Raw genomic sequence first — 20,504 nt, forward strand, 5'->3', positions numbered from 1 at the left:
GGTTGAATGAGCAGCATCTTGCGGTTCACAGTCGGTCTCTCAGTTCGGTCGAACGATGAGCTTGAGGTACTGCCAGGTGATGCTCATGGCACCGTTGAAGACCCGCCGGTACACGCGATCTCCGTACCTGGCCTTGATGTAGCGGCGTTGCGGGGCGCTCGCCGAAGTGCGGTAGTACGCGCGCAGCAGCTGCCAGTAGTACGCCCGGGGCTTCAGGGCTGTGGGCGCGAACGCGAGGTGGGCCATGTCCCAGCGCTCCGACCGTTCGCGCGGCAACGTGATCCGACCGGCCTCGTCGTCGTACAACGGAGTGCCCGGCATCGGGGTGATCGGCTGGATGTTGACCATTGGGTGCTCGAACTGGTTCAGGAACTCGACGAGTGAGTCGAAGTCCGCCCGCCCCCAGTCCTCGCCGGTGATCATGCCGGCGTAGCACTGCACGCCGGCCGCCTCCAGCACCCGTACAGCCGCGACGTTCTGCTCCACGGACGTGCGCTTGTCGTAGTCGTCGAGCTCGGAGCTACGGAACGACTCGATGCCGACGAAGAACGCGTCAAAGCCGTGGGCCGCGAGCAGAGTGACGTCCTCCGGGTGCTTGACGATGTAGTCGGCGCGGCCGAACGCGATGAAGCGCTTGTGGATGCCGCGCGCGTCGAGCGCATCGCAGAACGCCTTGACCCGGTACGGACGCGATAGGAAGTCGTCGTCCACGATGAAGACGTTCGGCTCGGCGATCTGCTCGAGCTCGTCCATGACCTCGTCTAGGTCCCGCTCCGCATAGGGCGCGATCTGGGTACAGAAGCAGAAGCGGCAGGTGAACGGGCAGCCGAACGACGTCTTCAGCGTCGCGCAACGGTCGTGGTAGATGTAGTTGTACCGGTCCCGGTACCTCGCCGTGATCTGCCGGTCGGGGAACAGCCGCTTGTCGTGGACGAGCACGGGGCGTGGCCGTCCGGATCCCCAGACCCCAGGCAAAGCAGCGGCCTCGGCCGCCGAGAGGCCGGACGCGATCTCTCCGATGGTTCGAGCGCCGTTGACCCACACGATGTGGTCGACGGCGGGGTCTGCGAAGTCGCCGGGTAAGACCTCGGCGTGGACGCCCCCCACCACGACGCGAGTGCGGGGAGAGACCCTCTTGACGTCGCGGGCGAGCTGTTTGATGACCTGCACGTGATTGATGTAGCCGGTGAGACCCACCAGGTCGTACGACGCCTGCGTCACGAACCACGTCAGCGGCTTGCGCTCGAGGATGAGGTCGACGAGGTCGACGGTGTGGCCGAGATGCTGCAGGTGCGCGGCCAGCGTCTCCAGCTCGAGCGGCTCGCAGATCATGAACGACTGCAGGTTGATCGACCGCGGGTCGGGCCGCGGACGTACGAGCAGGACCTTCATGCGGCGTCCTCGGTGTCGGGTTCTTCGAGCAGCGGGGCCTCGCTCGGCCGTTCCTCAGCGAGCGGTGTGGCGCGGAACACCTGGAAGTCCGTGGTGATCGGCGTGTACTGCAGCGCCGGGGCGAGCTTCTTCCCGATCGAGTTCAGCAGGGGGTTCGAGTGGTGTAGCGCGGCGTACAGCATCGTGTACTGGGCTCCCAGCTTGAGCTTGGTGTCGTCGGCGGTCTGGCCGAAGTCGATCGACGAGTAGCCCTCGTCGATCCCGTACCGGACGATCTCCAGCAGGAGCCGCAGGTATGTGTCGTACGTGCGGTTGGTCGCGTAGTTGAAGCCCACGAACTCGAAGATCAGCTCGTCGCCGTTGGGCAGGAACTGAACGAAGCCCTGCGGGCCGTCGTCGTCGGAGAGCACCAAGATCCGGAAGAACGGACCCCGGAAGAAGGAGATCGGCAGCTTCTCGATCTTGAGCGACGAGTGGTCGTACACCTGCTCGTACAGCTCGTACAGCTGCTCGTCGAACTCGCTGTTGTCGTCCAGCCAGCGCAGCGTTGGTCCACTCGATCGACGCAGCGCCTTCGTGTAGCGGTTGCGGTAGTGACTCCTCAGGCCGGCCAGGTACGCGTCAAACGTCGGCCAGGCCACGTCGAGAATGCACTTCGGGCAGGTGAGGCCCGTCGCGAAGCCGGGGTAATCGCCCGGCGGAAGGTTGAGCAGCATCGCATAGCCGCGGATGCCTCGGATGTACGCGAGCGCCTCGTCGCGGCAGGCGCCCCACGCGATGCCCGGGCGCGTCACCGAGAGCGGGACGTAGACGAACGTCATCGTCACCTCGTACCGCCGTGGAGTGAACATCGCCAGGTTGTAGTGGTCACGCACGTACGTCATGAACACCGTGTCCAGGTGACCGGCCGCGTCCCACACGAGGTGGTAGCGCTGTCGGCAGTCCTCGCAGGTCTCCATGAACGCCAGGAAGTCGCGTCGCAGGTAGAGGTTGTCGCCCACCACGTCGTCCCACTCCGCAGGAAGGTCGGCCGCGTGCTCGAGGACGGTGATCATCGGGTCATCCAGACGGCGTAGCGGCGCGTCGGGTGGGCAGCGATGTACCTGTTGATGCCGCGCGACGCCGTGTTGCCGTCCCACACGAAGCACGTCTCGTACGTGTCGTAGCGTCCGTCAACCTCGTCGGCCAGCCTTCGCAGCAGCGCCGCTGTCGTTCCATGGGGAGCATCGGCCAGCGCGCCAATCGCGTTGACCACGACGGTACGGATGCGGCGACGGCGGGTGAAGAACCGCCAGGCGATGCCGGGCACCGACAGCGGACGACCCGTCGGCAGCACCTCGTTGTAGTCCGGGTGCCAGAACACGAACCCCACCTCACGGCCCCCGGCCATGGCGAACAGCAGGTTCTCGGGCCGCAGGAATGGCACGAGGTCCCCCATCAGGTCCACGAAGTGCCCAGTCGTGGTGGGCGCGTACAGGTGTGTTGTGCCGAGGGTCGCATCGCATAGCTCCCGGAACGTCTCGAGCTCGGCATCCCAGTGACGCCCGTCCGTCGGGCGAACCGCCACGCCCTCAGCGGGCGCCGTCGCCGCGGCGCGCACGCGACGCACGGCCTCGGAGACCTGGCCGCCGAAGGCGGTGAGGCCCTGGCGCTCGAGGTCGGAGAAGTACGAGGCGTAGTACGGCTTGTTCCAGGGCGAGGAGAAGGTGCCGCGGTGGAAGCCGTCGGTGAGGATGCCCACGCCCACGCTGAGATGACCGTTGAGCCCGACGACCACGCCGTCCAGCGCGCGACGCTGCGCCTCGGCGCACGCCTCAGCCAGCAGGGCGTCCACGGCAGCCTGGACGTCGGGAAGCGCCTCGAAGAACGCGATCTGCAGCACCCCGAGTGCCCGGTCGTGGACGAGGATGCCCGCGGCGACAGGAACCCCACCGCAGTGGACGAGGACGGGGCGCAGCCAACAGCTGGCGAAGAAGCCGGTCGACCGCTCCAACGCGCTCATCAGCGTGAACTCACTGGTCGCGCAGTAGCCCCGCTCCCCCTCGTACAGCCGGCGTACGAACGCCAGGTACTCGCTCGTCGTCGCGGTGGCCACGGCCAGGTTGTCGAGCTGCCGAGTAGTCACGCTGTGCCCCCTGCGCCGGGCCTGGCGGACTCCGGGGTGGGTCCGTGGACCTGACGCATGCCCAACATAACGGCGACAGCCCTGCTCGGACCGCCTGATCGACGATCACACGACGCTGATGTGTCGGAAGCGCAAGCCAAGGACTTCACTCAGCCCTGACAAACGAATGGGGTCACGAGCGGCTCATTGCTGGGCTGCTGGCTAGACATCGTTCAACGCCAGGCACCGCGGCAGGGCAACGCTTGCCCCCACGGACTGAGCCCCCGTTCAGGTCACCTAGCGACGGGAGAGCCCACTCGGTGTGTCTGAGCTAGCCCGGGCCGCGAACGCAATCGAAAGGAGGCTAAGCCAGGCAAGCTGAGCCCCGAAGGCGAAGTTTCGGGCAAGTTGAGCGATTTGGGGAACACCCGTGAGAAGGAGAGAAAACAAGAACATCACCAACAACGCTACCGAGACGTTCCGGACGGTCCGCCATGTTTCGTTGGACCCGATCCCGAGGCTTAGCAGCACTGCGCTAGCGATCCATGCGAGAGGCAAGAGTGGGTAGATGAGGTCGTGAAGGGATGCCCATTGCACGGCAGCCCGGGGTACCGGGGGGATCGCTAGCAGAGTGAGAACCACGCCAGTGGCGCCGAGCATGATGGAGGCCGCTCGGATCAAGCGTCCCCGGTCAGACCTGAAGACGAAAGCACTGAACAGGATGACGAGCAACCCGCAGGTCACGAAGGTGAGTCCCACAATCCAACCGTCCGGGCCCAAGAGCAGGATGCTTGGCCACTGGATCGGGTTGCGGTGGGTTGGCGACCAACCCAGCCCGCTTAGGAACTCACGCTGGCGCCAGGTCATCAGCGAGAGGCTGCCAACCATCATCCAGGGTGCGACGATGCCACACCCAAGGAGCACACGGTCTACGAATCGAGTGTTCACAGGGCCACTCAATGCTGGGGATCGGCATCCGCGAGACTCGCGGACTCGCCTGCCTTGCGTTGGCCACCCTCCTTGCGCCACCGGAACAGGGTCTTCGCCCAGTCGGGCACCTCGTTGTCACGATACGGAAGATCCAGTCGCGCGCGGTATCTATACCTGAACACCTCCAGCCAGGTCCAGAGGGCGGCAAATGTGGCCAGGATGGTGGAAGGGATTTGAATCCACAATGCAACATCGCGCCGGAGGTGGCTGACTGGAGAGTTGTTGTTGTCGACGAAGGTGAAAGGGTGGCCTATGTTGACGTAAGCGGCGACCTGACTCCCAATAAACAGGAAAGCGATCAGGCTTGATGCAATCCAGGTGCCGAATGAACCCCTGCCGACGTTGCCTACTAGCTCCTTCTGGTAGATCTGGAAGTCGAGCTTCTCGTTGACCTTACTGGCCAGACAGTCTCTCGCCTCCGCTACCGCGGCGGCCTCAGCCGCCAAGTTGAACTGCCACGCGATTGCCAAGCCCCAAAGCAGGGTTAGGAGCACGAAGCCGACCTCGAGAGACATCTGTGAGGCAAACGCAAGCGAGACGGTGGCGGCGGCGAAGCCCGCGCCCAGCACGTTTCGAGAGTGCCGCTCAAGTGTTCGAACCTCGTTCTCAAGGTTCAACACCTCAGCTCCACCCAACTCAAGCATGAGCCGATCTGGATCCTGGGCCTTCGGCGTCTCCGACATGGATACTCCCCCTTGCGCACAGCTTAGGGACACTCCGCGAGCCAGCATAGGTTCCCGGCAAGACGGTGGAGCAGACTCATCTGCATCAGCGTGATGAGCACCATGCGTCCCCTGGTCATGGGCGACATCCCAAGCGATCTCATGCACCTGCCAGTCACTGATCACACCATCGGCAACCTCAGCCACCGCAGCCCACTGAGCACGGGTAACTGCCTGCTCTCTGGCGGGCCTATGAAGCCACGCCCTTCCAGCCCGACGCCTGTGGTCGGGACTCATGGAGTGGCGCCCTGTGCGCCCACGCAGAGTCCGTGTCATGGTTGCGGCATGCCGACGACTAACCTTCGAGTGAGCGACCTGCGGGCCGCGATGACCCGGCTCCTCGACGCGATAGAAGAGCAGCTCGGTGCGATCGTGCACCTCAAGGACTGACTTCTACTGGAACGTCCCGCTGAGCGCCGCCACTGCTGCGTACGCCACACCTGAGCTAGACATGGGCTCGGTCGTGGACGACGCCGCATCAGTCGGTGAGTTCCTGGATCGGCCGGACGAGCCCGTGTTCATCTGGCACGAGGCCGAACACCCCGCCGGCATCCTTCGCTCGATCGCTCGCCTCGACCTGCCAGCCGCGTAATCGTCACCAGCCAGACCATCGTGCCTCTGCGTGCACGTCGCGCCGTGAAGCTCGCAAGGTCGTCGCATCCCAGGTCGACGAGAGAACGCAAACACCGGGTTGACCCAGGATCCAAAGAAGCCCTGTGGGATCTTGACCGCTAAGGTCTCCGGCAGGCGTCTCCCGTGAGCAGCAAGGCTTTACTTCGCTCGGGCGCAGCTTTAAGCGCTATCAAGTCAGGGTAATGCTCGACCAACTCCCTGAGTATCTCGATGGCAGTGGTGGCCTCGGAGATGGGTCCGGGCACGGTCCGGATGCTCACCACGATGGGTCTGCCGATTCTGCCCGCCTCACCCGGCGATGCGCAGGCCCCAAGTGCTCGACGTACGGCGAAGGATGCATGGCGGCAAGGAGTGGATCCTCCTTGAGGAGCGACTGCACCTCGTCGTTCCTGTGTTCGCCGGAGTGCATCCACGGTCCCGAGTTCAGATACTCATCCAGGCTTTGGGCCTTCAGCCAGGTGGGATGAACCTCTCCTGCGAACTCTAGGAGTATTGCCTCAAGGCGGGACTGCGCGTCGGTTGAGCCACTCATCTTCAGAGGCTACCAAGCCTTTGATGCGAGTTCTCAGCGAACTCACGATCTGACGTCGGAGTCGTGTGGGCGCAGTTGGGGGCACATTAGTCACGTAGGAACACACGAGGACACTTGTCCGCGAGGCGCAGGATTAGTGGCCGCCAGTTGCGCACGCGGCACGTAATCGGCGCTTTCCATGCTCGCGGGCCGTCCGTGCGACGACTAAGGCTGTTGGCTCTCGTTCACCGGTCAAAGCCGCAACCTCACCCGAAGACCAGATCCGTCGAAAGGCACCGGCGGTCGGAACGTCTGCCGATACTTGCCCCCGTCTCGTCTAGATTTCTGCTTCACTTCACCCGTGGCATTCTGGTGGTTCTTGGTGGCAGGGGCCGCAGGCGCGGTCCTCGGACTTCTAGTCTCAGTGGCGTCAGCACGCGTCAGCAAGGGCGTTGCTGTGGGTGGCGGAGTCGTGTTCGCAATTGTGGTTGCGGTGCTTGTTCAGGCGATCGGGCAGACATATGCCTCAACAGGCGGCTCTGCCCTTCCTCAGGTCGATTCACCCGCCATTCCGCCGCAAGCAGGGAATCGCGGCTCTCCTGCGCCCAGCACACCTGCGGAGGAGCCTGAGCCGGTGCCGTCAAGTAGCCCGGTCGAGAACTCCGCACCCGTCGAGGATACGGATGGCCCTCCGGAGGATGAACCGACCCAGGCTGCAACCAGCATTGAACAACCGAGCGGTCGGTATTACCTCGTCAATCTCCGCCGGATCGAAGAGGAGAAAGAAGGCCGAGTTGGCTCATGCACCGGGGGATGCACAGGCTTTGCGCCCGGCCCCGGCCATATTGGGGGTTCGGTCTTTCCCCGAAGCTACCTAATGGGTGTTGCTGGCGATGGACGCCGAAGCCGCGCGGTGTGGAACTCGGTCAACAGCTGTTCGGCGCTCGATGCGACAGTCGGCCTGGATGACTCTTCGGGGGCAGGTCAGGTGACTTTCACCATAAGTCGGGATGGAGGTCCGGCGGAGGAACTCGCTACTACGTCGCTTGGGCAGCGACAGTTGGTCTCGGTGCCGTTGGATGGTGTCGCGCAGTTCGAGCTGGCTGCGTATGTGTCGGGTTCGCCGGTGCCTCAAGGCGTCAAAGTGGTCTGGGGTGACGCCGTGATCGTATGTGAACCAGGCAGCCTCGACACCTGATCAGCGCGTCCGCAGCATCTGGCGGTCCGTCTATCGAGCCCGCCCCGTGGGATGTCCACTAAGGTCGCGACGGGGCCCGTCCGCCCACCCACCTCTGCACATCCTGCGCGAGTAGGCCAACTAGCAGCCTTCGACGGGCTTGGCCTTCAAGGTGAGTTCGCGCGGGTCGGGAGCGGCGACGGTGATCGGGCCGGCCTCGATCCCGGCAAGGACGGACGCCTGCGCATCGCCGGGCGAAGCGGGCAGGATCGGCAGACCCATGGTGGTGAGCATCCGGACCATGCCCGGCCCCATCTCCGAGGCCACCACTGCCTCGATCCCCTGCTCCTTGAAGAAGCGCGCCACCCGGGCGTGATGAGCACCGTGAGTGCCCTGGTCGTGGGCGACATCCCAAGCGATCTCGTGCACCTGCCAGTCGCTGATCACACCGTCAGCGACCTCGGCCACGGCAGCCCAGTGGGCACGTCCGAAGTGGGAGCCGGACTGACCGTCCGCGGTGACAGGGGTGAAGATCTTCATCGGGTACTCCTCTGGGTATGTGCAGCGCCCAGGCTACCTGGCCAGGAAGACCCGCAGCTGCGCCACGACGAAGGCGTGATCGTCGAGCTGCGGCAGTCCGGAGACCCCGACGGCACCGATCACGGTGCCACTCACCAGCTTCAGCGGCACCACTCCGCCGTGGGCGGCGTACAGGCGCGGATCCAGCCGGGAGCCGGTGTCGAAGTCGCGGCCACGCTCCCGGAACTGCTCCCCCACGGCCAGGGACGCCTGGCCGAAGTGCAGGGCCACCCGGGTCTTGTTGGCCAGCCAGTTGTCGTTGTCGGCGCTGCTGCCGGGCAGAGCGGTGTGGAAGACCCGCTGCTGACCCAGCTGAATGCCGATCGCGATCGGCAGGTTCTGCGCTACCGCAGCGGCCCGCAGCTGCGAGCCGAGCTCCCAGGCGTCCGCCAAGGTGAAGTCCGCGAAGCGTAGCTCAGCGTCCTCGGCACGCAGTTGATCAGCCAGTTCAGACACGTCGAGTCCCTTTCTCACCAAGTGGCGGCACCAATCTAGGCCCCGCCGAGGCGACCGCGGCAGGGCGTGGCTTGCTGATTGTGATGAGATGGACCATGTGCCAGCTGCTGACAACCTGAGCTATCCGATCCATCAGCGCCGACTCCACAACGGCCTGCGAGTGGTGGTCAGCCCTGATCACAGCGTCCCGATGGTGGCGGTGAACCTGTGGTACGACGTCGGCTCCCGGGACGAGCGGCCCGGTGAGTTCGGCTGGGCGCACCTGTTCGAGCACCTGATGTTCTCCGGTTCGGCTCAGGTCGGCAACGGCGAGCATCTGAACTCCCTGCAGGCTCTGGGCGGCTCGGTGAACGCCACCACCTGGTTCGATCGGACGAACTACTTCGAGACCCTTCCGGTGGGCGCGCTCGACCTGGCGCTGTGGATGGAGGCCGACCGGCTGGGCACGCTGGCCGAGCACCTCGACCAGGCCAAGGTGGACACCCAGCGCGAGGTGGTCAAGGAAGAGAAGCGGCAGCGCTACGACAACGTCCCTTATGGCGAGGCCATGACCAACCTGGTCGAGCTGATCTTCGGCGCCGACCACCCCTACGGCCACACCACCATCGGCTCGATGGACGATCTGGACCGGGCCACGGCCGAGCAGGCCGCCGCCTTCTTCGCTCGGCACTACCGCCCCGACAACGCCGTCCTCACCTTGGTCGGCGACCTCACTCCACGGGAGGGCTTCCGGAAGGCCGATCGCTTCTTCGGCGGTCTCCCGTCCTGGAACCCCAAGCCCCGGCAGCCTGCGAAGGCCCTGGGCCCGATCGACGGGCTCCCCCAGCGCACGCTGAACGTGGACGTCCCGGCACCGGCGAGCTACCTGGGCTGGCGACTGCCCGTCCGCGACACCGCCGAGGCTGACGCCGCCGAGCTCGGGTTGGCCATCCTGGGCAGCGGTCAGACCGCCCGCCTGCACCGCCGGCTGGTCCGCGACGAGCAGTTGGCTGCCGCCGTCCACGCGTCCATGCTGCCCCTGGTCGGCGGCAACTCGATGGCCGTGATCAGCCTGCGCGCGCTGCCCGGCACCGACCCGGAGCCGGCCCTGAACGCCCTCGCCGAGGAACTCCAGCGGATGGCCGAGGACGGCCCCACGCCGGCCGAACTCGACCGGGTCAAGGCGCAGTACCAGCGCGAGTGGCTCACCGAACTGGCCCGCTTCGACTCCCGCGCCGACCTGATCAGCAGCTACACCCTGCTGCACGGCGACCCGGAACGGATCAACTGGCGGCTGTCCGAGATCGAGTCGCTCGGCTGCACCGACGTCACCAAGGCCTGCGCGCAGTATCTGCGACCCGAACAGCGGGCCCAACTCAACTACCGACCGGAGGTGGCCGATGCGTAGGCCCGAGCGTCGCCCCGAAGTGAAGCCCCCGATGCGCTGGCAGTTCCGCGAGCCGGACCGGCTGTGGCTGGACAACGGGATGCAGCTGCTGCTGGCTCACCGCGAAGGTCAGTACATCGCTTCGGTGGCCCTGCTGCTGGACAGTCCGCTGAGCCTGGAACCGTCCGGACGCCACGGGGTGGCCACCATCACCCAGCGCTGCGTCGACGAGGGCACCGTCTCTCACCCCGGCCCCGCCTTCAGTGAGGCGTTGGAGGACATCGGGGCGGAACTGTCCGGTGCGGCCGGCTTCTCGGCCACCGAGTTCTACCTGGACGTCCCGGTGGCCCGGCTGGACGAAGGCCTGGCCCTGCTGGCTGAGGCCGTGCGCGAGCCGCTGCTGGATCCCACCGACGTCCGGCGCCATCAGCAGCTCCGGCTGGCCGAGATCGAGCAGGCCGAGTCCAACTCGGCACATCGGGCGAACCTGTCGTTCCGGGCCGCCTGCATCCAGCGCCGCTTCCGCGCTGCCGAGGCTCCGGGCGGCGACCGCGAGCAGGTGGCGGCCATCGAGCCGTCCGACGTTGTCGAGTTCCACGCCCGCCACTACCGTCCCGAGGGCGCCACGCTGGTCATCTCCGGTGCTTTCGGACGCGACCTGCCGGCTCTGGCCGCCGACGCCTTCGGCGACTGGCTGCCCGAGCCCGGACCGGCCTTCCTGCACCAGACTCCGGCGCCGCGTCGTCCGCACTTGTGGCTGGTCGACCGACCCGGCTCGGTGCAGGCCGATCTGCGGCTGGGCGGCTTCGGCATCGACCGCAGCGATCCCCGCTGGGCCGACATCCAGGTCGGCACCCACGCGCTGGGCGGCGCCTTCCTGAGCCGGCTGAACAAGGTGCTACGCGAGGAGAAGGGCTTCACCTATGGCGTGCACCTGGTGAACACTCCCCTGCGCGACGGTGGCCTGATCTCCGTCCAGGGCTCGTTCCGCACAGAGGTGCTGCCCGAGGCTCTCGACCTGGCCCGGCGGCAGCTGGACGTGGTGTCGGCGCCGATCACCGTGGCCGAAGTGCAGGATGCGGTGAGCTTCACCAACGGGGTGGCCCCGCTGCGCTACTCCACGGCCCAGGCGGTCACCGAGCGGATCGCCCAACTGACCGCGGCCGGGGTGTCGGTGGACTTCGTCAACGCCAACGCGTACGCCATCACCCAGGTCACGCCCGAGTCGGCCACCGCAGCGCTGGCCGAGCTGCTCCCGCCCGATCAGCTGACCCTGGTCGTGGTCGGCGACGCCGACCGGCTGCACCAGCCCCTGGTGGAGGCCGGCTGGCCGGTCAGCGTGAAGGCCTGAGCTATTTCTTGCCGAGCTTGACCAGCGCCTCTTCGACAGCCTTCTTGGCCAACTCGACTTGGCGCTGATACTCGGCCAGGTCGCCGGACTTCAGCGCGGTCTCCGCGGCCTGGAAGGCCGTGTCGGCTCGCTGCATGGCAGCCTGCGCACCGGCCTGGTCCACCGGACCGCCGCCGGTCGGAGTGGACGTTGGCTGCGCAGACGGCGTCCCCGTCGGACTTGAGGTCGGACCCGTGGTCGGCGATGTCGTCGGCGACGTGGTCGGATCGGTGGTCGGCTGCTCGCCGGTGTTGGCACCGGCGTCCCCGGCGAAGACCTTGTCCAGCGCCTCCTGCAGGGTCTCCCCGATCCCGACCTGGTCGCCGAAACGAGCCGCAACGAAGCGCAGCACCGGGTACGAACCGACGCTGCCGGTACGGGTGGTGTAGATCGGCATCACGTACAGCAGGCCGCTACCCATTGGCAGGGTCAGCAGGTTGCCGTACTTGGCCTCGGCCGAACCCTGGTTCAGGTAGGAGCGCAGCAGTTCGGCGAAGCGCGGGTCGTTGGTCATGGCGTTGAAGGTCTGGCCAGGGCCGTCCACCTGGACGGTGCCGGACATCCGCAGCACTCGCATCTTGCCGTAGTCGGGGCTGGTCGCCTCGGAGATCACCGACAGGTAGGCGCTCAGGTTCGAGCGGGCATACGGGACGAACACCGCGGTCTGGCTGAACACCGCCGAGGTGTCGTTGGGCCACTTGATCGACAGGTAGTACGGCGGCTCAGCCACCCCAGTGGAGGCCGGGGAGCTCTGCCCGTTGCCGGTCGACCCACCCGACTGCGCCGGATCTGCCGGCACCTGCCACAGGTCGGAACCCTGGAACCAGGATGCCGGGTTGGTCATGTGGTAGCGGGCCAACACCTGGCGCTGCACCTTGAACAGGTCCTCCGGGTAACGCAGGTGCATCAGCAGGTCGGCGCTGATCGCGCTGCGCGGCTGCACCGTGCCCGGGAAGGCCTTCATGTAGGTCTGCAGGATCGGATCGGCCTCGTTCCAGGCGTACAGCGAGACGCTGCCGTCACTGGCGTCCACGACCGCCTTGACCGAGTTGCGCAGGTAGTTGACCTGCTCGTCCACCTGGCGCCCGGTGAGCGCAGAGGACGCGTCGGTGGTCGAATCCCGCAACGACTCCAGCTGGCTGTTCGGGTAGGTGGCACTGGTGGTGTAGCCGTCGACGATCCAGACCAGCCGTCCCGACACCACGGCAGGGTAGATGTTCGAATCCAGAGTCAGCCACGGGGCCACCTCGGCCACCCGCTGTTTGGGAGTGCGGTCGTAAAGGATCCTAGACGCCGAACCAACTCGGTCGGACAGGATGATGTTCAGGTCGGCGAACTTGGCCGCGTACAGCATCCGGGTGAAGAAGTTGCCGATCGGCACCCCTCCGGTTCCGGTGTAGGTGTTGTAGGCCTCCGACCCGTTCGCGCCGCCGGCCGGGGTGTCCAGCTCGATCGGCGCCTGGCCGGGCTCGCGTCCGACGATCGCGAAGTTGTGGCTCTCCTCACCGAAGTAGATCCGGCCTTCGTAATCACCCAGCTGGCCGGTCGAGGGCAGATCGTGCTCGATCCAGACCGGGTCACCGCCGGCACTGCGCCGGTTGCCGTAGGCGGCCACCAGCCCGTTGCCGTGGGTGTAGACGGTGTGGAGGTTGTTCCAGTTCTGGTCGACCCGGCTCAAGTCGAGTTCGCGGGCCGCGACCACCACATCGGTCTCGCGACCGTCGAGCTGGTAGCGGTCGACGTCGAGGGCGTCCGGGAAGCTGTAGTAGCCCTTGACCTGCTGAAGCTGATCGAAGGAGGACGAGACCACGGCCGGGTCGATCAGCCGGATCCCGGGCAGCGCCTCGGCATCCTCCTTCAGCTGGCCGGGGCTCACCTTCACCACGGCCGCATAGTCGGTGACCTTGGCGTCGGCGATGTCGAAGGCCTTCCGGGTGGCGTCGATGTTCGCCTGGATGTAGGTGCTCTCCTTGTCCGGCTCGTTCGGCTTGACCGTGAACGACTGGACGATGGCCGGGTAGATCAGGCCAAGGATCAAGCCCGACGCCAGCATCAGGATCAGGCCGACCATCGGCAGCGTCCATCGCTTCAGGAAGCCGTTGGCGAAGAACAGCCCGGCGCAGATGAAGGCGATGATGGCGATCACCAGTTTGGCGGTCAGCCGGGCATGATCGTCGGTGTACTGCATGCCGGTGAACAGGCTGCCCTGGGACACCAGCATCCCGTAGCGATCCAGCAGCTGCTGCACGCCGTACAGGGCCAGCAGGATGCCGGCCAGGATCGACAGGTGCAGCCGGGCGGCGCGTCCGTCCACGCCGCGGGTACGGCCGCGTCCGGTGACGATGCCACCGACCGCGAAGTGCACCAGCAAGGCCGCGATCGCGCCGAAGAAGACGGCACCCATTCCGAAGGCGAGCAGCTGGGTGTAGACCGGGTAGTCGAAGACGTAGAAGCTGGCGTCCAGCCCGAAGTAGGGATCGGCGTTGCCGAACGGCGTCCGATTCCACCAGGCCAGCCAGACCAGCGGGTCGCCGGACGCGGACAGACCCGCGATCACTCCCATGGCGACCGCCGGCACCCCGATGCTGAGCCAGGGGTTCAGTTCGAACAGATCCCGGTAGCGATCAAGGATGGCGCTCTGACCGGTCCGGCGAGCCAGCGGACGAGCCCGGAAGGCCAGCCACATGTTCAGCCCGACCACCAGCGCCATCAGGGCGAAGAAGGTCACGAACAGCAACACCTGAGTGAGCAACTGAACGTCGAACACCACCGGCATACCCAGCGAATCGAACCAGAGCTTGCGCGTCCACAGCTCGGTGAACACCGAGCCCACGATCACCAGTCCGAGCAGGATGGCGATGGTCGGTAACCATCGCTTGTTTAGTCCGGCTACGGCATTCGAGCTCATCTGGTCTCCTCATCCGGCACGGCGGTGGCCGGCTCGTCTGTCGTTGTCACTCCAATGTATGCGATAGCGCATCAGCCAGCGCCGGGACCAACTCGGCACCCTCCAGCAGCTCTTGCTCGTCCGAGCGCAGCCGGGCCACCGCATGCCGGGTGCCGTCCCTGGTCACACCGACTACGACTCGCAGGTCGAGCCGGTCGGGATGCTCGGCCACCACTCGAGCCGCCTGGGCCGGGTCGTCGGGCAGCTCGGCCTCGGATCCGGCGGGCAGGAACGCCCGCTCCAAAGCCAGCACGCAGCCGCTCACCGAGGGCGGCCAGACCAGCCGGGCCAGGGTCTCACCCAGGTCGTCCCCGGCGTGGAAGTCGTCCTGCTCGATGGAGGTGAATCCGTCCGGGTTCGCGGCAGCGAACTGCGCAGCCAGGGACGGCTCGGCAGCCACGAACTCCCTGGTCGGGACCAGGGCAAAGATCCGAGCCGGCTGGTCCCAGCCGGAGCGCCCCACATGGCGCTCCACCTCGATCAGCGCGGCAACCAAAGCGTCGTTCACTCGCACCCCGTTACTGTTCCCGTCGGCCCCACACCGCCGCCTTGCAGCGCCGAGACCGCATCACCCAGGTTGTCCACCGCGACCACCGAGATCGTGTCCGGGATCGCGCCCAGATCGACACAGTTCGCCCGCGGCGCCAAGAAGATCTTCGACTGATCGCGAGCGGCCGCAGCCAGCTTCTCCTGGATCCCGCCGATCGCGCCGACCCGGCCCTCGGCGTCCACCGTTCCGGTACCGGCGATATCCCGCCCGGCGATCAGGTCCTGATCACTGAGCATGGAGTAGATCGCGATCGAGAACATCAGGCCGGCGCTGGAGCCGCCGATGTTCTGGTCGACGGCGAAGGTGACCTTCGGCGCGTAGCTGTAGCCGGTGGCCAGCTTGACTCCGATGATCGGCTCCTTCGGGGCCGCCTCGGTGGCCCGGGTCACGATCGTGGAGTGCTTGCGCTGGCCGTCGCGGAAGTAGGTGATGGTCACCGGTTCGCCGACATTGCGATCCCGCACGGCTTCGGTGACGTTCTCCTTGCTCTCGACATGGCGATTGTCGACCGACTCGATCAAGTCGCCGGGCTTGAGAATGCCGTTCGCGGGCCCGGAGTTCAGCACGGCCGCGATCATCGGCATCTCGGTGACCGGCACCCGGGCCGCCCGCAGGGCCGCCACCACCGCGGTGGTCTGCGAGTCGGTCATCAACTCGGCTTCTTGGGAGGTCAAGTCGGCGTCCGAGACTCCCGGGCGGTAGACCACGTCGCGCGGCAGCACCTCACGCGAGGGCAGCCAGTAGGAGATCAGCGCCTCCGGCAGGCTCAGCACCCCTCCGGGCGAGGTCACCGCCACCGTGGTCAGCCGCAGCTTGCCGCTGGGATGCCGGGTGGGTATGCCGGTGATCGAGATCGCATCCTTGCCGTCCACCTGGCCGAGCAGGTCGTGAGTGGCGCCGGGCGCCCAGGTCACGTACGGCACCGGAACCAGCGCGATGACAGCGGCCAGCAGGACGAAAAGGATCGCCGACAGCGTCGCCGTCCAGGTCTGCCTGGTCATCAATCCCCTCGCAAATGCTCCGGCCACGGCGGATGCCCGCGGCCCGTCCTCGAAACCCTACCCGCTCGTGGCCCGCGAAAGCTTGTTGGCGGGGAGAGAATGGAGACTCGATCCACCGAGGAGATGACATGACCGAGCCGGGCAGTCCGGACGACGACGCGCTGCTGCGCTTCCTGGCCCAGTTCGGGATCACCCCCGGCGCTGATGGACAGCTCGACCCTGCCCAGCTGATGGCGCGGATGCAGCAGTTGATGACGTCGTTCTCGACCCAGTTGGCCGGCTTCGGCAATGCCGATCCGGCCAGCGGAATGAACTGGGGATTCGCTCGCGACATCGCCAAGCGCACGGCCGGCTCGTCCGGCCTGGATCTGGAGCCGGACGCCGCTCTGCTCGCCCGGCTGAAGGACGCAGTCGGACTGGCCGACCTGTGGCTGGACGAGGAGATCGCCTTCCCGCGGCTGACCAGTGCACCGAGTGCCTGGACCCGACAGGCCTGGGTGGATCACACCTTCGACGCTTGGCAGGAGCTGCTGCGTCCGGTGGTGACCCAGCTGTCCCGGGCGCTGCGTGAACTCGTGGACGCTGAGGTCCCCGGCTTGGAGCACATGTTGCGCCTCTCGGTGGCCGGGATGTTCGCCGGCCAGGTCGGCCAGGCGCTGGGCCAACTGGCCGGACAGGTGGTCTCGGTGGGCGACATCGGGCTCCCGCTGACCGCCCGCCCGCAGGTGGCGATCCTGCCGACCAACCTGGCCGCCTTCGGCGAAGGTCTGGAGCAGTCCGAAGCCGATCTGCTGCTGTACTGGGCGATCCGCGAGACCGCGCGTCAGCGACTCTTCGGAGCGGTCGGCTGGCTGGGCCCGCAGCTGCTGGCCCTGGTCGATCACTACGCCCGGGAGATCAGCGTCGACGGTGCCGCCCTGGAGCAGGCCATCGAGAGCCGACTGGGCTCGGTGAACTCACCCGAAGAGCTGGAAGCTGCCGGTCAGGCGCTGGCCGGCAGCCTGTTCGCCCCGCTGACCAGCGAGGCCCAGCGTGAGGTGCTCGGTCGGCTGGAGACCCTGCTGGCCCTGATCGAGGGCTGGGTGGACGAAGTGGTGGCCCAGGTGGCCGGAGCCCGGATGCCCGCCGCGGCACCGCTCACCGAGACCTTGCGGCGCCGCAGGGCGACCGGTGGCCCGGCCGAGTCGGCGCTGAAGACCCTGTTCGGGCTGGAGCTGCGGCCCCGCCGCACCCGAGACGCCGCCAATCTGTGGGCGGCATTGCGGGCCAAGCAGGGAAGCGCGGCGCGAGACGCTGTCTGGCAACACCCGGATCTGGTGCCCACGGCGGCCGACCTGGACGACCCGCTGGGCTTCCAGCCGTCCGCCACGCCGAGCGACGCGCTGGACGAGGAACTGGCCCGGCTGCTCGACGAGAGCGACGATCAGGAGTAGTCGTCCTCGGCGTCCGGGGTCTCGGACTCCCCCATCCCGGCTCCGTGTTGGTAGCCGAGCAGGTAGGCCTTGGCCCGGTCCCGGTCCGGGTAGCCGGACAGCAGCCGATGGAACTCGGCGGAGTGGTTCGGCTGGTGCAGATGGGCCAGCTCGTGCAGCAGCACATAGTCACTGACCCACGACGGCATGGTCTGCAGCCGCGCGGACAGCCGAATCTCGCCTGACCAGGCCGAACAGGAACCCCAGCGGTGCTGCTGACGGCTGCTCCAGGTCACCGAGAAACCGGGTGGATCCTCTCCGGTCAGCGGCCGCAGGTAGCGGCGATACAGCTCCAGAGCGCGCCGGTTGAGCTCATCGGGAGCCTGCGGCAATCCCCTCTTCGCCTCGCGGCGCAGGAAGCGCTGCACCAGCGGCGGAATCAGTTCGTTCTGCTCCCGAGCCGAGATCCGCTCCGGCACCACGGCGACCAACCGTCCGCCCTCACGGAAGACGGTGAGCGTGCGGGTGCGGCGTCGGCTGCGACGCACCTCAATCGGCTCCTGACCAGTCACAGCACGCACCCTACGACACGGCAATGACAGCCCAGTTGACCACGACCTGAGCGGGCACTACGTTCTCTACCGAGGCCCCCAGGGGTGGTCGCTCGCAGGGGAAGGCAAGCGCACCGCTAACTGGGGGTTCTCCTTGCTCCCCGCCGTGGTAACCGTGCTGGCTGGCCACTCGGGCATAGACTCCAGCCAGCATTGAGCGCCGGCCCGGTTGTGGGTTGGCCGAACTACAGGAGGATTACGTGGCTGAGGACACCTACACCGGATCGTTCTACTGCGTGAAGTGCAAGGACCACCGTGAGGCTCAGGGCGAGGTCGTCGTGAACGCCAAGGGCACCCGGATCGCCAAGGCGAAGTGCCCGGTCTGCAGCACCAATCTGACGCGGTTCCTGCCCAAGGCCTGAACCACTTGCGAAACGCCGGCCCCTGGTGGCCGGCGTTTCGCGTTAGCTGAGCCGGACGGTGTTGTCCGGATCGGCGTGATGTTGTCGGTTCGTTGAAGCCGTCCGAACCGAGCGTGCAGCGCACCAGACTGTGCGCCATGAGCAACCCCACCGGCCGACTGCTGCAGGCGGTCCGGCCCCTGACCGGCGTGTGGCGCGGTGAGCAGTCGCTGCAGGTCGGAGTGGGTCCAACGGCGGTGATTCTTGAGCCCGTCCCGTCCGATGTCTTCGGTGTGCTCGGGATGCTCAGCCAACCGCACAGCATCGACCAACTCGCCGAGCTCTGCCCTGAGCTCGGCCGAGACTGGCTGGAATGGGTGGTCGACCGGCTGACCGAGTCCGGCCTGGTCCGTCCCTGGCGAGCCGAGTCGGTGCGTCCGGTGGTGGTCTGGGGCAGCGGGCCACTGGCCGAGCGCGTCCATGCGGCCCTGCAGCGCGCCGAACTGCACCCACTCCCGCTGGGCCAACGCGGCTGGACGGGTGCCGGTCAGCCGCTGATCGTGCTGGCCGGCCGGACCGCCGAGCCCGACCGGTGGCTCACCGACCGACTCCTGGAGGCCGGACGGGCGGCCCTGGTGGTCCGCGCCGCGCCCGACCACGGCACCATCGGCCCGTTCATCGAGCCGCCACACACCCCCTGCCTGCGCTGCCTGGATCTGCGCCGCAGCGACCTCGACCCACAATGGCCCCGACTGCTCGCCCAGCTGTGCCGGACTCCGGTCAGCCCGGATCCGCGAGTGCGGGAATGGCTCGCCGGCGAAGCGGTCGCCGAGGTCTCCCGCTGGCAGGCCGGCGAGGCACCGGAACTGGCCGGACGGACCCTCGAACTCAGCCTCCCCGGCTTCACCCGGGCCACCACCGGCTGGCCGGCGGATCCGGACTGCCGCTGTCGGCAGCCTCGGCATGCGGAGCTCCTTGGCACACTGGCAGGGTGACTGGCCCATCCAACGAACCTCCGGTGCTGCCCCAAGGCAGCCTCGGCCGCGCGTCCAAGCTGCTCAGCCTGCCGCTGGGCGCGGCCGCTCGGGCCGGTGCCGACCTGGGTCGGCGGCTGCTCGGCAGTCCGGCTGAGGAGGTGGCCGCCCGCTCCCGGCAGGCCGCGGCCGAACAGCTGTTCTCGGTGCTGGGCGAACTCAAGGGCGGCGCCATGAAGTTCGGCCAGGCGCTCAGCCTGTTCGAGGCCATGCTGCCCGAGGAGATCGCCGAGCCGTTCCGCGACCGGCTGCGGGCACTGCAGGACGCGGCGCCGCCGATGCCGGCGGCCCGGGCTCAGGCCGTCCTCAAGGCAGAGCTGGGTGCCGACTGGCGTCGGCTGCTCCCCGAACTCGATCAGCGCCCGGCGGCAGCCGCATCAATCGGCCAGGTGCATCGCGGACGGCTGGCCGACGGCACCGAGGTGGCCGTCAAGATCCAGTACCCCGGTGCCGATGTGGCGCTGTCCAGTGACCTGCGGCAGATGCAGCGGCTGTCCGGGGTGGCCAGCACCCTGACCGGCGGCCTGGATCTGGTCGCGCTCAGCAAGGAGCTGTCGCTGCGGGTCTCCGAGGAGGTCGACTACACCCTCGAGGCCGCCAACCAGGCGGCCATGGCCGCAGGAACCCAAGGTCATCCGCGCTATCTGGTGCCGCGGGTCCATCAGGCCACCCGCCGGGTGCTGATCAGCGACTGGATCGAGGGCCGGAAGCTGACCAGCGTGATCGGACGTCCGCAGGCCGAACGCAACCAGGCCGCCCTCGACTACGTGAGCTTCCTGTTCTCCGGCCCGGAACTGGCCGGCATCCTGCACGCCGATCCGCACCCGGGCAACTTCCTACTCACCAGCGATGGACGCCTCGGCGTCGTCGACTTCGGGCTGGTCAGTCGGCTCCCCAACGGCCTGCCCACCTCGATGGGACGGCTGATCCGGCTGGCCGTGGCCGGCGAGGCCGAGCTGATGCGGGCCGGCCTGATCGAAGAGGGCTTCATCGGCCCCGAGGTGGACGCGGCCGAGGTGCTGGACTACCTGGCCCCGTTCGTGGAGCCGGCCCAGGTCTCGGAGTTCAGCTTCAACCGGGAGTGGGCCCGGCAGCAGTTCCAGCGCGTCCAGGACGCCATGGCCGACGGCTCGGTGGCCACCCGGATCTCGTTGCCCCCGGACTACCTGCTGATCTACCGGGTCTGGTTGGGCGGCATCGCGGTACTGGCCCAGCTGGACGTCCAGGCCGACTTCGCCAGCGTCCTGCGCGACCATCTGCCCGGCTTCTCCGACAGCCAGGCCTGAGC

The 20,504-nt window shown here is 67.2% G+C and carries 20 protein-coding genes; 8 read left to right on the plus strand and 12 right to left on the minus strand.

The genetic code is table 11. The features are described from left to right. Nucleotides 1–39 precede the first annotated feature (39 nt). The 5 genes from ATK74_RS06945 to ATK74_RS06965 all read right to left on the minus strand — a co-directional run bounded on the left by ATK74_RS06945 (nt 40) and on the right by ATK74_RS06965 (nt 5,169). The gene (locus ATK74_RS06945; protein WP_098460351.1) at nt 40–1,392 is read right to left on the minus strand and encodes a B12-binding domain-containing radical SAM protein; all 1,353 of its coding nucleotides are present in this window, start codon (nt 1,390–1,392) and stop codon (nt 40–42) included. After that, the gene (locus tag ATK74_RS06950) at nt 1,389–2,447 is read right to left on the minus strand and encodes a GNAT family N-acetyltransferase (RefSeq protein ID WP_098460352.1); all 1,059 of its coding nucleotides are present in this window, start codon (nt 2,445–2,447) and stop codon (nt 1,389–1,391) included. The genes ATK74_RS06945 and ATK74_RS06950 overlap by 4 nt, the downstream gene beginning before the upstream one ends. Continuing rightward, nucleotides 2,444–3,517, minus strand: a complete 1,074-nt coding sequence (locus ATK74_RS06955; RefSeq protein ID WP_098460353.1) for a hypothetical protein — start codon at nt 3,515–3,517, stop codon at nt 2,444–2,446. Before ATK74_RS06955 ends, ATK74_RS06950 begins: the two co-directional genes overlap by 4 nt. Nucleotides 3,518–3,793: 276 nt before the next feature. After that, complete coding sequence (locus tag ATK74_RS15740) at nt 3,794–4,387, minus strand: DUF998 domain-containing protein (RefSeq protein ID WP_425440113.1); 594 nt, start codon at nt 4,385–4,387, stop codon at nt 3,794–3,796. A gap of 65 nt (nt 4,388–4,452) precedes the next feature. Then, entirely contained in the window at nt 4,453–5,169 is a 717-nt protein-coding gene (locus ATK74_RS06965; protein ID WP_143483586.1) for a hypothetical protein, read from the minus strand. A gap of 490 nt (nt 5,170–5,659) precedes the next feature. On the opposite strand from ATK74_RS06965, the gene ATK74_RS15345 reads away from it, so the two are divergent. Then, on the plus strand, nt 5,660–5,800 hold the full coding sequence (locus tag ATK74_RS15345; RefSeq protein ID WP_169923767.1) for a hypothetical protein: 141 nt from the start codon (nt 5,660–5,662) through the stop codon (nt 5,798–5,800). 297 nt (nt 5,801–6,097) lie between these two features. Here ATK74_RS15345 and ATK74_RS06970 read toward each other — a convergent pair whose 3' ends face one another. Beyond that, nucleotides 6,098–6,373, minus strand: a complete 276-nt coding sequence (locus ATK74_RS06970) for a hypothetical protein (RefSeq protein WP_098460356.1) — start codon at nt 6,371–6,373, stop codon at nt 6,098–6,100. A gap of 451 nt (nt 6,374–6,824) precedes the next feature. Here ATK74_RS06970 and ATK74_RS15150 point away from each other — a divergent pair, with 451 nt between their 5' ends. Then, on the plus strand, nt 6,825–7,550 hold the full coding sequence (locus tag ATK74_RS15150) for an NPCBM/NEW2 domain-containing protein (RefSeq protein WP_143483587.1): 726 nt from the start codon (nt 6,825–6,827) through the stop codon (nt 7,548–7,550). A 120-nt stretch (nt 7,551–7,670) separates the two neighbouring features. Here ATK74_RS15150 and ATK74_RS06980 read toward each other — a convergent pair whose 3' ends face one another. Together ATK74_RS06980 and ATK74_RS06985 are read right to left on the minus strand one after the other, a co-directional pair. After that, nucleotides 7,671–8,069: a NifB/NifX family molybdenum-iron cluster-binding protein gene (locus ATK74_RS06980; protein ID WP_098460358.1), complete on the minus strand. Its 399-nt coding sequence runs from the start codon at nt 8,067–8,069 to the stop codon at nt 7,671–7,673. A 33-nt stretch (nt 8,070–8,102) separates the two neighbouring features. Beyond that, nucleotides 8,103–8,564: a heme-degrading domain-containing protein gene (locus ATK74_RS06985; RefSeq protein ID WP_098460359.1), complete on the minus strand. Its 462-nt coding sequence runs from the start codon at nt 8,562–8,564 to the stop codon at nt 8,103–8,105. Nucleotides 8,565–8,652: 88 nt separating this feature from the next. On the opposite strand from ATK74_RS06985, the gene ATK74_RS06990 reads away from it, so the two are divergent. Beyond that, on the plus strand, nt 8,653–9,951 hold the full coding sequence (locus ATK74_RS06990; RefSeq protein WP_098460360.1) for a M16 family metallopeptidase: 1,299 nt from the start codon (nt 8,653–8,655) through the stop codon (nt 9,949–9,951). Beyond that, entirely contained in the window at nt 9,944–11,281 is a 1,338-nt protein-coding gene (locus ATK74_RS06995; protein WP_098460361.1) for a M16 family metallopeptidase, read from the plus strand. Before ATK74_RS06990 ends, ATK74_RS06995 begins: the two co-directional genes overlap by 8 nt. A 1-nt stretch (nt 11,282) precedes the next feature. Here ATK74_RS06995 and ATK74_RS07000 read toward each other — a convergent pair whose 3' ends face one another. From ATK74_RS07000 to ATK74_RS07010, 3 genes are read right to left on the minus strand one after another with little or no spacing between them, the layout of a single operon-like run. Then, nucleotides 11,283–14,228: a UPF0182 family membrane protein gene (locus ATK74_RS07000; RefSeq protein ID WP_098460362.1), complete on the minus strand. Its 2,946-nt coding sequence runs from the start codon at nt 14,226–14,228 to the stop codon at nt 11,283–11,285. Nucleotides 14,229–14,274: 46 nt separating this feature from the next. Next, the gene (locus tag ATK74_RS07005) at nt 14,275–14,775 is read right to left on the minus strand and encodes a PPA1309 family protein (protein ID WP_245840799.1); all 501 of its coding nucleotides are present in this window, start codon (nt 14,773–14,775) and stop codon (nt 14,275–14,277) included. After that, a complete protein-coding gene (locus ATK74_RS07010) occupies nt 14,772–15,818 on the minus strand; it encodes a YlbL family protein (RefSeq protein ID WP_098460364.1) in 1,047 nt (348 codons plus the stop codon). The genes ATK74_RS07005 and ATK74_RS07010 overlap by 4 nt, the downstream gene beginning before the upstream one ends. Before the next feature lie 128 nt (nt 15,819–15,946). Between ATK74_RS07010 and ATK74_RS07015 the strand changes: the two genes are divergently transcribed. Then, entirely contained in the window at nt 15,947–17,251 is a 1,305-nt protein-coding gene (locus tag ATK74_RS07015; protein ID WP_169923768.1) for a zinc-dependent metalloprotease, read from the plus strand. Here the strand turns inward: ATK74_RS07015 and ATK74_RS07020 are convergent. Continuing rightward, nucleotides 17,242–17,802, minus strand: coding sequence for a M48 metallopeptidase family protein (locus ATK74_RS07020; protein WP_245840802.1), 561 nt, complete (start codon nt 17,800–17,802; stop codon nt 17,242–17,244). The two genes, ATK74_RS07015 and ATK74_RS07020, sit on opposite strands and share 10 nt — an antisense overlap. 239 nt (nt 17,803–18,041) lie before the next feature. On the opposite strand from ATK74_RS07020, the gene ATK74_RS15350 reads away from it, so the two are divergent. From ATK74_RS15350 to ATK74_RS07030, 3 genes are all read left to right on the plus strand, one after another. After that, complete coding sequence (locus ATK74_RS15350) at nt 18,042–18,203, plus strand: DUF5679 domain-containing protein (protein ID WP_098460367.1); 162 nt, start codon at nt 18,042–18,044, stop codon at nt 18,201–18,203. A 137-nt stretch (nt 18,204–18,340) separates the two neighbouring features. Continuing rightward, nucleotides 18,341–19,177, plus strand: coding sequence for a hypothetical protein (locus ATK74_RS15575; protein WP_245840804.1), 837 nt, complete (start codon nt 18,341–18,343; stop codon nt 19,175–19,177). After that, nucleotides 19,174–20,502 carry an ABC1 kinase family protein gene (locus tag ATK74_RS07030; protein ID WP_245840807.1) on the plus strand — a complete coding sequence of 443 codons (1,329 nt, stop codon included), beginning with the start codon at nt 19,174–19,176 and terminating at the stop codon, nt 20,500–20,502. The genes ATK74_RS15575 and ATK74_RS07030 overlap by 4 nt, the downstream gene beginning before the upstream one ends. Nucleotides 20,503–20,504: the final 2 nt, after the last annotated feature.

The sequence above is a fragment of the Propionicimonas paludicola genome (genome assembly GCF_002563675.1).
Taxonomy (GTDB): domain Bacteria; phylum Actinomycetota; class Actinomycetes; order Propionibacteriales; family Propionibacteriaceae; genus Propionicimonas; species Propionicimonas paludicola.

Bases quoted from the DNA above. Each gene is read 5' to 3' on its own strand.
- ATK74_RS06945 (WP_098460351.1), bottom strand. From the start codon at position 1,392: ATGAAGGTCCTGCTCGTACGTCCGCGGCCCGACCCGCGGTCGATCAAC.
- ATK74_RS06950 (WP_098460352.1), bottom strand. From the start codon at position 2,447: ATGATCACCGTCCTCGAGCACGCGGCCGACCTTCCTGCGGAGTGGGAC.
- ATK74_RS15740 (WP_425440113.1), bottom strand. From the start codon at position 4,387: ATGATGGTTGGCAGCCTCTCGCTGATGACCTGGCGCCAGCGTGAGTTC.
- ATK74_RS06965 (WP_143483586.1), bottom strand. From the start codon at position 5,169: ATGTCGGAGACGCCGAAGGCCCAGGATCCAGATCGGCTCATGCTTGAG.
- ATK74_RS15345 (WP_169923767.1), top strand. From the start codon at position 5,660: ATGGGCTCGGTCGTGGACGACGCCGCATCAGTCGGTGAGTTCCTGGAT.
- ATK74_RS06970 (WP_098460356.1), bottom strand. From the start codon at position 6,373: ATGAGTGGCTCAACCGACGCGCAGTCCCGCCTTGAGGCAATACTCCTA.
- ATK74_RS06980 (WP_098460358.1), bottom strand. From the start codon at position 8,069: ATGAAGATCTTCACCCCTGTCACCGCGGACGGTCAGTCCGGCTCCCAC.
- ATK74_RS06990 (WP_098460360.1), top strand. From the start codon at position 8,653: ATGGACCATGTGCCAGCTGCTGACAACCTGAGCTATCCGATCCATCAG.
- ATK74_RS06995 (WP_098460361.1), top strand. From the start codon at position 9,944: ATGCGTAGGCCCGAGCGTCGCCCCGAAGTGAAGCCCCCGATGCGCTGG.
- ATK74_RS07000 (WP_098460362.1), bottom strand. From the start codon at position 14,228: ATGAGCTCGAATGCCGTAGCCGGACTAAACAAGCGATGGTTACCGACC.
- ATK74_RS07010 (WP_098460364.1), bottom strand. From the start codon at position 15,818: ATGACCAGGCAGACCTGGACGGCGACGCTGTCGGCGATCCTTTTCGTC.
- ATK74_RS07015 (WP_169923768.1), top strand. From the start codon at position 15,947: ATGACCGAGCCGGGCAGTCCGGACGACGACGCGCTGCTGCGCTTCCTG.
- ATK74_RS15575 (WP_245840804.1), top strand. From the start codon at position 18,341: ATGAGCAACCCCACCGGCCGACTGCTGCAGGCGGTCCGGCCCCTGACC.